Source organism: Bacillus cereus group sp. BfR-BA-01381 (genome assembly GCF_022663555.1).
GTDB lineage: Bacteria > Bacillota > Bacilli > Bacillales > Bacillaceae_G > Bacillus_A > Bacillus_A pacificus.
Window position 1 is genome coordinate 1 of the sequence record NZ_JAKUFR010000125.1, and the last position, 11299, is coordinate 11299.

The following is an 11299-nucleotide window of genomic DNA, read 5'->3' on the forward strand; positions in this document are numbered from 1 at the left end:
CAAATGTATTAGTATGAGACATATAAATACAATTATTCAAAAAAAATAAAGACTCTAGCATATTAGTAAGTAATTAATATGTTGGGGTCTTTTTTATTTTCTTCTATATATCCAAGTATGAATAGTCTCCCTTTATTTTAAAGAGAAAAAAGTCGAATTTTATATGTAAGAAAAAAAGAGGAATTTGACAGAAAAGATAGAAAATTTTAAAGGTCAGAATTTGTTAGCTTGCTAACTAATTTCTATTAATTGATGTTGGAAGCGTTTTCGGTTGGTTTTAAGTATGGACCATTTAATCTATTTACAGGGGGATGAGGATTTTATGAAACAAAAATCTATGGATACGCTAGCTGCACAAATGGAGGACTTTTTTCCAGTACGTGATGTAGATCATTTGGAATTTTACGTAGGAAATGCAAAGCAATCAAGCTATTACCTTGCGAGAGCATTCGGATTCAAAATCGTGGCTTACTCTGGATTAGAAACTGGTAATCGTGAAAAAGTATCTTATGTTCTTGTGCAAAAAAATATGCGTTTCGTTGTGTCTGGGGCTTTAAGTAGCGACAATCGTATTGCAGAATTTGTAAAGACTCATGGTGATGGCGTGAAAGATGTGGCATTACTTGTTGACGATGTTGATAAAGCATACTCGGAAGCGGTGAAACGTGGTGCAGTCGCAATTGCTCCACCTGTAGAGTTAAAAGACGAGAACGGTACATTGAAAAAAGCAGTTATTGGTACGTATGGTGATACAATTCATACGCTTGTAGAGCGTAAAAATTATAAAGGAACATTTATGCCAGGATTCCAAAAGGCTGAGTTTGATATTCCATTTGAAGAGTCAGGTTTAATTGCTGTAGACCATGTAGTTGGTAATGTTGAAAAGATGGAAGAGTGGGTTAGTTATTACGAGAACGTTATGGGCTTTAAACAAATGATCCATTTTGATGATGATGATATTAGTACAGAGTATTCAGCATTAATGTCGAAGGTTATGACAAATGGAAGTCGTATTAAGTTCCCTATTAACGAACCAGCAGATGGAAAGCGAAAATCACAAATTCAAGAATATCTAGAATTCTACAATGGAGCAGGTGTACAGCATCTTGCTTTACTAACAAATGACATTGTTAAAACAGTAGAGGCGCTTCGTGCAAATGGTGTGGAGTTTTTAGATACACCAGATACTTATTATGATGAATTAACTGCACGAGTTGGAAAAATTGATGAAGAAATTGATAAGTTAAAAGAATTAAAGATCTTAGTAGATCGCGATGATGAAGGCTATTTACTACAAATCTTTACGAAACCAATTGTAGATCGTCCAACTTTATTTATTGAAATCATTCAGCGTAAAGGGTCTCGTGGATTTGGAGAAGGAAACTTTAAAGCGTTATTTGAATCAATTGAAAGAGAACAAGAGCGTCGCGGAAATTTATAAAATTTATATCCACCAGCAGGAATTCTTTTGCTGGTGGAAATTTCATTTTCATAAGGAGGAATCATGATGAAATTTGTTACATTTCGTCTTCCTTCAAAAGAAATGCGAGCTGGATGGCTTGAAGGTGACAAAGTAATCGATATGAATCTTGCTAGTGGTGGAAAATTACCTTCTTCTATGTTCGCCTTTTTAGAGAAAGCGGATGAGTATGTAGAAGTGTTGCGTAATATTAATAATCCGGAAAAGGGCATATATTCTTTAGAGGAAGTGCAATTAGCAGCAGCGATTCCTAATCCGAGTAGTATTAGGGATTTTTATGCATTTGAACAGCACGTAAAAACGGCACGTGGCCGAAGAGGGTTAGATGTTGTACCTGAATGGTACGATATCCCGGTTTTTTATTTTACGAACCATCGTGCTGTAATTGGTCCAGATGATGTTGTAATTAGTCCGAAGAAATCTAAAAAACTTGATTATGAGTTAGAGATTGCTTGCGTAATTGGGAAAGAAGGAAGAAATATTTCTCGTGAGCAAGCAGAGGAATATATTTTGGGTTATTGTATTATGAATGATTGGAGTGCAAGGGACTTACAAGCAACAGAAATGAAGGTAGGACTTGGTCCAGCGAAAGGAAAAGATTTTGCAACTTCATTAGGAGCGTACCTTGTTACGAAAGAGGAACTAGATATTTATCGTAATGGTGACCGTTATGAGTTAGAGATGACTGCTCATGTAAATGGAAAGCTATTATCAAAAGGGAACTTCCGAGATATTTACTATACATTTGCTGAAATGATTGAACGTGCTTCGGAAGACGTTACGTTATATCCAGGCGATGTGATTGGTTCTGGAACAGTAGGAACAGGTTGCATTTTAGAACTAGGCACAGAAGAGTGGCTACAAGATGGTGATGTGGTAGAACTTACGATTACTGGTTTAGGTACATTATGTAATACGGTCAAAATAGAAAGGGAAGCAGGTGATGAGCATGTTTTATCGTCACATGGGGGAGCTACCTCATAAACGACATGTACAATTCCGTAAAAAAGATGGGTCGCTTTATCGTGAACAGGTAATGGGAACAAAAGGTTTTTCTGGTACGCAGTCTATTTTGTATCATCATTATATGCCAACGGAAGTAGGGCATGCGGCATTATCCCACTCTTGTCAGTTGCAATATGAAGAAGATGTTGCTCTTTCTCATCGTCACTTTCGCACGAAAGAAAATAAAAAAAGTGGTGATGCAGTAAGTGGAAGAAACTTTATACTTGGAAATGAAGATTTATTAATTGGAGTGGTGAGCCCAACAGAAAAAATGGATTATTTCTATCGTAATGGTGATGGCGATGAAATGTTGTTTGTCCATTACGGAACAGGAAAAATTGAAACGATGTTTGGAACGATTCATTATCGAAAAGGTGATTATGTAACAATCCCAATTGGAACGATTTATCGTGTTATTCCAGATGAAGGAGAGACTAAGTTTCTTGTTGTAGAGGCAAATAGTCAAATTACAACACCGCGTCGCTATCGTAATGAGTATGGACAATTGTTAGAACATAGCCCGTTTTGTGAGAGAGATATTCGTGGTCCTGAAAAATTAGAGACGTATGATGAAAAAGGTGAGTTTGTCGTAATGACAAAGTCGAGGGGCTATATGCATAAACATGTTTTAGGACATCATCCGTTAGATGTTGTTGGTTGGGATGGTTATTTATATCCTTGGGTCTTTAATGTAGAGGATTTTGAACCAATTACAGGTCGTATTCATCAGCCACCTCCAGTACATCAAACGTTCGAGGGTCACAATTTCGTTATTTGTTCTTTCGTACCACGTTTATATGACTATCATCCAGAATCTATTCCGGCACCGTATTATCATAGTAACGTGAATAGTGATGAAGTACTGTACTATGTAGAAGGTAACTTTATGAGTCGAAAAGGTGTGGAGGAAGGGTCTATTACACTTCATCCGAGCGGCATTCCTCACGGACCACATCCTGGGAAAACAGAGGCGAGTATAGGGAAAAAAGAAACGCTTGAATTAGCTGTTATGATAGATACATTCCGTCCGCTTCGTATTGTAAAACAAGCACATGAAACAGAAGATGAAAAATATATGTATAGCTGGATTGAAGAGGGATCATATACTGTGAAATAAGTAAAAAGAGGCATGCTCAATAACAGAGCATGCCTTTTTTATGGAATCGACATGTATAATAATACCAAAAAAAGTTATAGAAAGATATATAGAAAGAATGATAAAAATCGTGCATATTCATAAGAGTTTCTACTTATTTCGACAAAAGTATTGACTGGGAAAAGTGCTATGAGTAAAATAAAAAAGCAAATTAAAAATTTTCAGAAAATTTAAAACTTGGAGGAGCATGCTATGAAGCAAATTTTTCAAAAGAAGCCTATTGCAAAGTTAATGCAAGAGAGTAAACAAAAGACGTTAGCAAGAACATTGGGCGCACTAGATTTAACGATGCTTGGAATCGGGGCAATTGTTGGAACAGGTATTTTTGTTCTAACGGGCGTGGTAGCAGCGAAACATTCTGGACCAGCTATTATATTATCATTTGCGATAGCCGCGTTAGCATGTGCCTTTGCTGCATTTTGTTATGCTGAATTTGCTTCTTCAGTTCCTGTCTCAGGCAGTGTCTATACGTACACATATGCGACGATGGGAGAAGTATTCGCATTTTTAATTGGATGGGACTTAATGCTTGAGTATTTACTTGCAACCTCTGCTGTGGCAAATGGTTGGTCCGCGTACTTCCAATCTTTATTAAAGGGATTTGGAATTCATATTCCTACCATTCTCTCCTCAGCCCCTGGTACAGGAAAGGGTGGAATAATTGATTTGCCGGCAGTTCTAATTATTTTAGTGATGACAGTTCTTTTATCTAGAGGTGTTCGTGAAAGTGCACGTGTAAATAATATTATGGTATTTATTAAACTAGCGGTTGTTCTTATTTTTATCTTTGCTGGTTTTAATTATGTGAAACCTGAAAACTGGACGCCTTTTATGCCATTTGGCTTAGATGGTGTAATGGCTGGAGCTGCTACAGTGTTCTTTGCATTCATAGGTTTTGATGCAGTTTCAACGGCAGCAGAAGAAGTGAAACGTCCACAACGTGATTTACCAATTGGTATTATTGCATCTTTATTAATTTGTACAGCTCTTTATATTATCGTTTCGCTTATTTTGACAGGAATTGTTCCATACGGACAGTTAAATATATCAGATCCAGTCGCTTTTGCACTTCAATTTATTGGACAAGATAGTTTAGCGGGAGTAATTTCAGTAGGAGCAATTACAGGGATCACAACAGTAATGTTAGTTATGATGTATGGGCAAGTACGCGTTTCATATGCAATGAGTAGAGATGGATTGTTGCCGAAACGTCTTGCTAAAGTTCACCCGAAATTTAAAACACCGTTTTTAAATACGTGGACAACGGGAATTATTGCAGCACTTATTTCAGGATTAATAGATTTAAATGTGTTAGCGCATCTTGTAAATATGGGGACTTTATCAGCCTTTGCACTTGTCGCTGTTGCTGTTTTTGTAATGAGAAGAACGCATCCTGATTTACCAAGAGCATTTAAGGCGCCGCTTGTACCGTTTTTACCAGCGTTAACGGTAATTTTTTGTTTATACTTAATGCTTCAATTATCCGGGACGGCTTGGATTAGTTTTGGTGTATGGATGATTATCGGTATTGCGGTTTACTTCTTATATAGCCGAAAACATAGTGCTTTAAATAATAGTAAAGAAGAAGACGACGCAGCCAATTTATAAGTAGAAAAATCCATTCTAATTCTGTTAGAATGGATTTTTAATTTTGAAAATTTACATTCTTCTGAACTTGTTATAAGATAATTATTGGTGAACAAAAGGGGTGAAATAATGAAAAATACGTGGCGTGAGTTAAGGGAGATGGACCGTAACGTATGGATTCGGTTTATTGGTGAGACGTTAAATGGAATTGCAATGATGATGTTGATGCCTTTTTTTGCATTATATTTAAAAGATAAGGTAGATTCATTATTACAGGTCGGAGTGATTATGGCACTGTCTCCAATTGCTGCAAGCTTTGGATCAATTATAGGGGGAAGAATTGCTGATATATATGGAAGAAAACCGATTATGATATTTTCGATGGCGAGCAATGCGGTATTCATGCTCGGTTTTTTATTTATAGAAGGATTTATTCCATATGCGATTTTATCTATTTTTTTAGGATTAAGTAATTCGTTATTTCATCCAGCTGCATCAGCGATGGTTGCGGATGTAACGGCGCCAGAAAAAAGAACAGAAGCATATGGTTTATTGCGAATGGGACACAATATAGGTGCTGCAATTGGTCCGATAATGGGGGCTTCAGTAGTTATGTTATCGAAGAACCTTGTGTTTATTATTGCCGCATCTACGATGTTATTTTATGCATTACTTGTATTCGTTCTTATTCAAGAGACAATGCCAAAGAATACGAATAAGGAAGAGGATAAAGAAAAGGAATCAGGAGCAGTGTGGAAAATTGTATTGCGAGATAAGGAACTCATGATTTATTTATTAGCAGGTATCATTATTTCGATGGGATTTTCTCAAACAGAAGGCATGTTGCCACTGCACTTTGATAATGAAATGAAAGGTATTTTTGGAACTAACAATCCATACCCATATTTAATGGCGTTAAACGGACTATTAGTTGTGTTGTTCCAATTTCAAATTTCAAAATGGGCCACAGATAAACCTGTTGGAAAGACGATGTTATATGGTGCATGTTTGTTTGGGATTGGATTATTTTTTATAGGGTGGTTACCGAAGTGGTTTGGAGAATTTGATATAAATGCTACAATTATTTTAATAACGTTACTGTTTGTATATGCCATATATACGTTAGGTGAGATGATTATGTCGCCTGTACAGATGACGTTTGTAGCGAATTTGGCCCCTGAACATTTGAGAGGGACTTATATGGGAGCTGCAAGTTTGCAGTGGATTACAGGAAGTGCATTCGGTCCGCTTCTTGGAGGTTTTTTATTAGATCGATTACTTGGCCACTTTCTATTTACAATTTTAGCTGTAGGATGTGTAGTTGCAGGTATTGTATATATTTCTTTAGACCGTCTCGTTGAACAAAGGCAAAAAAGCACACTAACCAAACAATCTTCTTAATGATTAGATGACATACACAAAAAGGGGATTTCTACATATTTTAGGTACATAACTAGATTGGTTTACAATTTTATCCCACTTTAATGAGCAGTAAGACCCCCACTGATTAAAGTTTCACTTTATATATGTATGAAGAAAGTTAAGTGGAAAAAGTATAGAAAACCAATAAGTGGTGTCATTTAATTATTTGTGGAAGTTGCATTTTATTTCAAATAGGAACTACCTATTTTTATAAAAAGTGCTAAAATAGAAAAATGAAAACAATTGGTTAGGGTGATTTCAGTGACAAAAATTAAATTAGGTTTATTATATGGTGGAAAATCAGCTGAGCATCAAGTTTCGCTACAAACGGCTCTTGCTGCTATTAAAGCATTAAATCAAGATAAATTCGAGATTCATCCAATTTATATTACAGAACAAGGTCAATGGGTACGCGGTGAGCGTATTGAAGGTGAAGTAACAGATGTTGAAGTTCTAAAAATGAGCGGTGCAGAAAATGCGATTTCTCCGTTATCATTAAGCACAGAAATCATTCCATCTGCAAATGCTGAGGAAAATGCTATCGACGTTATTTTCCCATTACTACATGGACCAAATGGTGAAGATGGAACGGTACAAGGATTACTAGAATTAATGAATATTCCTTATGTAGGAAATGGTGTTCTAGCATCTGCTGCTGGTATGGATAAAGTTGTTATGAAAAACATCTTTGCAGAAGCTGGATTGAAACAAGCAAAATATGCATCATTTATTCGTAGTGCATGGGAAAAAGATCGTGAAACAGCATATGAAAAAGTAGAAGAAGTATTAGGATACCCTTGCTTCGTAAAACCAGCAAACCTTGGTTCAAGTGTTGGGATTAATAAGTGTAAAAATCGTGAAGAACTTGAGAATGCATTTGAAGAGGCATTCCAATTTGACCGTAAAATTATTGTGGAAGAAAATATCGTTGGACGTGAAGTAGAAGTTGGTGTACTAGGTAATGATGAACCGAAATGTTCAGTTGTAGGTGAAATCGTACCTAAAAAAGACTTCTATGATTATAAGTCGAAATACATCGATGGTGATACAGCGTTAATTATTCCAGCTGAAATGACAGAAGAAGAGTCTAATGTTATTAAGCGAGATGCGATTGTTGCATTCCAATCGTTAGATGGTGCTGGCTTAACGCGAGCTGATTTCTTCTTAACGAAAGATGGAGAAGTATATATTAACGAAGTGAATACGATGCCAGGATTTACGCCGTTTAGTATGTTCCCTCTACTATGGCAACATACTGGATTACCGTATCCGGAATTAATTGAAGAGCTAATTCGTTTAGCGATGGAGCGTCACGAAGAAAAACAAAAAATTAAATATACAATCTAACAAAAAAGGAGGAGGCACTATTCGAAGGAATAGTGCTTCCTCTATGTAAGGAGTGTTTTTATGATAAATCGAACGTTAAAACAAGTAGAACAAATGACAAATGGTACGGGATTAGCAGAGCAGTATGAGGGAATTACTATACAAGGAGTGTCTATTGATACGAGAAAAATCGAAAAAGGAAACTTATATGTTCCGATTCAAGGTGAACGTTTCGATGGACATGCTTTTGTAGATAAAGCTGTTGAAAATGGAGCTGTGGCGACATTATGGATGAAAGATGTAGCAAATCCACCTGAGAATCTTCCGGTTATTTTTGTAGAAGACACGCTATCAGCATTACAAATGTTAGCAAAAAACTATCGCGACCAATTGGATGTTAAAGTGATTGGTGTGACAGGTAGTAACGGTAAAACATCTACAAAAGATATTGTAACAAGTCTTCTTGCGACTAAATTCAAAGTTCAAAAAACAGAAGGAAACTTCAATAATCATATCGGGCTACCTCTTACTATTTTAAACTTAGAAGAAAATACAGAAGTAGCTGTATTAGAAATGGGAATGTCAAGCCGCGGGGAAATTGAATTCTTATCTAAGTTAGCTCGTCCAAATGCAGCTATCATTACGAACATTGGTGAAGCGCATTTAATGGACTTAGGATCTCGTGAGGCAATTGCTGAAGCGAAATTAGAAATTGTGACAGGATTACAAGAGGGTGGAGTGTTCGTATATAACGGAGACGAGCCATTATTAACGAATCGTGTTCCTGAAATGAATTTAATAGCTGAAACAGTTACGTTTGGTGATGCTAGAGCAAATGATTACTATCCAACGACTGTAACGTTACAAGCAACTGGGACACACTTTAAAATGAATAGAGAAGAAAACATTTCATTCTATCTACCGGTATTAGGGAAACACAATGTGTATAATACGCTTGCTTCTATGGCAATTGCGAAACATTTTGGTGTAACGTGGGAAGAGATGAAAGAAGGTTTAGTAACACTTCAAATGACAGGCATGCGTATGGAAATTGTAAAAACAAATAGTGGATTAACAATTATCAACGATGCTTATAATGCAAGTCCAACAGCTATGGAAGCAGCATTCCACCTAATGAATGGTTTAGATGGATTCTCTAAAAAAATTGTTGTTCTCGGCGATATGTTAGAGCTTGGAGATCAAGAAGTACAGTTTCATTATGAGGTAGGTAAATTAATCGATCCAGCAAAAATCTCCTATGTGTTCACATATGGTAAATTAGGGGCTCAAATTGCTGAAGGAGCGAAAATTAATTTCCCTAACGAACGTGTAAAGGCTTATGATAATAAAGAAGAGTTAGTAAAAGAGTTGCAAGCAGTAGTCGATGCAAAAGATGTTGTATTAATAAAAGCATCTCGCGGTATGAAATTGGAAGAAGTAATTACGATGTTGAAATAATTGGTGTATATAAATAGGGATGATAGCTACGAAAAAAGAAGAAACTTATAATAAGCGCTTACAGTAAATATAAAAAAATAAAAGTGAAGAAAAAACCTCTGAATATGAAAATAAGGTAACAGTTGGGTTTGCTTTTTACACATACAAAACTTATAATTGATAAAGTGTAATAACGTTTAGAAGTATTTTCGTGAAGAATATACGCCCGTTTATATACGTGAGCATTCAGGAAAAGGGCTTTTCCGCAAATTCGGAAAACGCCTTTTTTTAAATGATAAGTATAGGATAGAAAAGGAGAAGTAACATTGACAACATTTCGAGAATTAGGATTAAGTGATTCTTTACTGCAATCTGTTGAAAGTATGGGCTTTGAAGAGGCTACGCCAATTCAAGCTGAAACAATTCCACATGCATTGCAAGGTAAGGATATTATTGGGCAAGCACAAACAGGTACAGGGAAAACAGCAGCATTCGGATTACCACTATTAGATAAAGTGGATACACATAAAGAATCGGTTCAAGGTATTGTTATCGCGCCAACGCGTGAATTAGCAATTCAAGTTGGAGAAGAGCTATACAAAATTGGTAAACATAAACGCGTTCGTATCTTACCAATTTATGGTGGTCAAGATATTAACCGCCAAATTCGTGCTCTAAAAAAACACCCACACATTATTGTTGGTACGCCGGGTCGTATTTTAGATCATATTAACCGTAAAACACTTCGCTTACAAAACGTAGAGACAGTTGTTCTTGACGAAGCGGATGAAATGTTAAACATGGGCTTCATTGAAGATATTGAAGCAATTTTAACAGATGTGCCAGAAACACACCAAACATTACTATTCTCAGCGACAATGCCGGACCCAATCCGTCGTATTGCTGAGCGTTTCATGACTGAGCCTCAACACATTAAAGTAAAAGCAAAAGAAGTAACAATGCCAAACATTCAGCAGTTCTATTTAGAAGTGCAAGAAAAGAAAAAGTTTGATGTATTGACACGCTTATTAGACATACAATCTCCAGAGCTTGCGATTGTATTCGGTCGTACAAAGCGTCGTGTTGATGAATTATCAGAAGCATTAAATTTACGTGGTTATGCTGCGGAAGGTATCCATGGTGATTTAACTCAGGCGAAACGTATGTCTGTATTACGTAAGTTCAAAGAAGGTTCTATTGAAGTTCTTGTTGCAACAGACGTTGCTGCGCGTGGTCTTGATATTTCAGGTGTAACACACGTATACAACTTCGATATTCCACAAGATCCAGAATCATACGTTCACCGTATTGGCCGTACTGGTCGTGCAGGTAAAAAAGGTATTGCAATGCTATTTGTAACACCACGTGAATCTGGACAATTAAAAAATATCGAGCGTACAACAAAACGTAAAATGGACCGTATGGATGCACCAACACTTGACGAGGCACTAGAAGGTCAACAACGTTTAATCGCTGAAAAACTTCAAAACACAATTGAAAATGAAAACTTAGCATACTACAAGCGTATTGCAGAAGAAATGTTAGAAGAGAACGACTCTGTAACAGTAGTAGCTGCTGCTTTAAAAATGATGACAAAAGAGCCAGATACAACTCCAATCGCTTTAACATCAGAACCACCAGTTGTTTCAAGAGGTGGCGGTTCTAAAAAACGCGGCGGTAACGGAGGCGGGTACCGTGACGGTAACCGTAATCGTAGTCGTGATGGACGCGGTGGCGATGGTCGTAACCGTGACCGCAATCGTGATGGTCGTAATCGTGACGGTAACCGTGATCGCAATCGTGAAGGTAGCCGTGATGGCAACCGTGGTCGTCGTGGAGAAGGTCAAGGTCGCCCAGGATCTTCAAACGGACGCGGCGAAAGAAAA

Annotated in this window: 8 protein-coding genes; all 8 read left to right on the forward strand. The window is 36.9% G+C overall.

Features of this window, described 5'->3' with window-relative positions; all coding sequences use genetic code 11:
- Window positions 1–322 precede the first annotated feature (322 nt).
- Window positions 323–1441 (forward strand): 4-hydroxyphenylpyruvate dioxygenase, encoded by a 1119-nt coding sequence (hppD, locus tag MR079_RS25890; protein ID WP_242294888.1) that lies wholly within the window; start codon window positions 323–325, stop codon window positions 1439–1441.
- Window positions 1442–1507: 66 nt separating this feature from the next.
- Window positions 1508–2464 (forward strand): fumarylacetoacetate hydrolase family protein, encoded by a 957-nt coding sequence (locus MR079_RS25895; RefSeq protein ID WP_242294889.1) that lies wholly within the window; start codon window positions 1508–1510, stop codon window positions 2462–2464.
- Window positions 2430–3602, forward strand: coding sequence for a homogentisate 1,2-dioxygenase (locus tag MR079_RS25900; RefSeq protein WP_000499916.1), 1173 nt, complete (start codon window positions 2430–2432; stop codon window positions 3600–3602). The genes MR079_RS25895 and MR079_RS25900 overlap by 35 nt, the downstream gene beginning before the upstream one ends.
- Window positions 3603–3833: 231 nt before the next feature.
- A complete protein-coding gene (locus MR079_RS25905; RefSeq protein ID WP_242294890.1) occupies window positions 3834–5249 on the forward strand; it encodes a branched-chain amino acid transporter BcaP in 1416 nt (471 codons plus the stop codon).
- 108 nt (window positions 5250–5357) lie between these two features.
- Window positions 5358–6629, forward strand: a complete 1272-nt coding sequence (locus tag MR079_RS25910; RefSeq protein ID WP_242294891.1) for an MDR family MFS transporter — start codon at window positions 5358–5360, stop codon at window positions 6627–6629.
- Between the two features lie 282 nt (window positions 6630–6911).
- Complete coding sequence (locus MR079_RS25915) at window positions 6912–7997, forward strand: D-alanine--D-alanine ligase (protein ID WP_000161443.1); 1086 nt, start codon at window positions 6912–6914, stop codon at window positions 7995–7997.
- Between the two features lie 60 nt (window positions 7998–8057).
- A complete protein-coding gene (gene murF, locus MR079_RS25920) occupies window positions 8058–9434 on the forward strand; it encodes a UDP-N-acetylmuramoyl-tripeptide--D-alanyl-D-alanine ligase (protein WP_000610682.1) in 1377 nt (458 codons plus the stop codon).
- 305 nt (window positions 9435–9739) lie between these two features.
- On the forward strand, window positions 9740–11299 hold a 1560-nt coding region (gene cshA / locus MR079_RS25925), incomplete at its 3' end, for a degradosome RNA helicase CshA (RefSeq protein ID WP_242294892.1).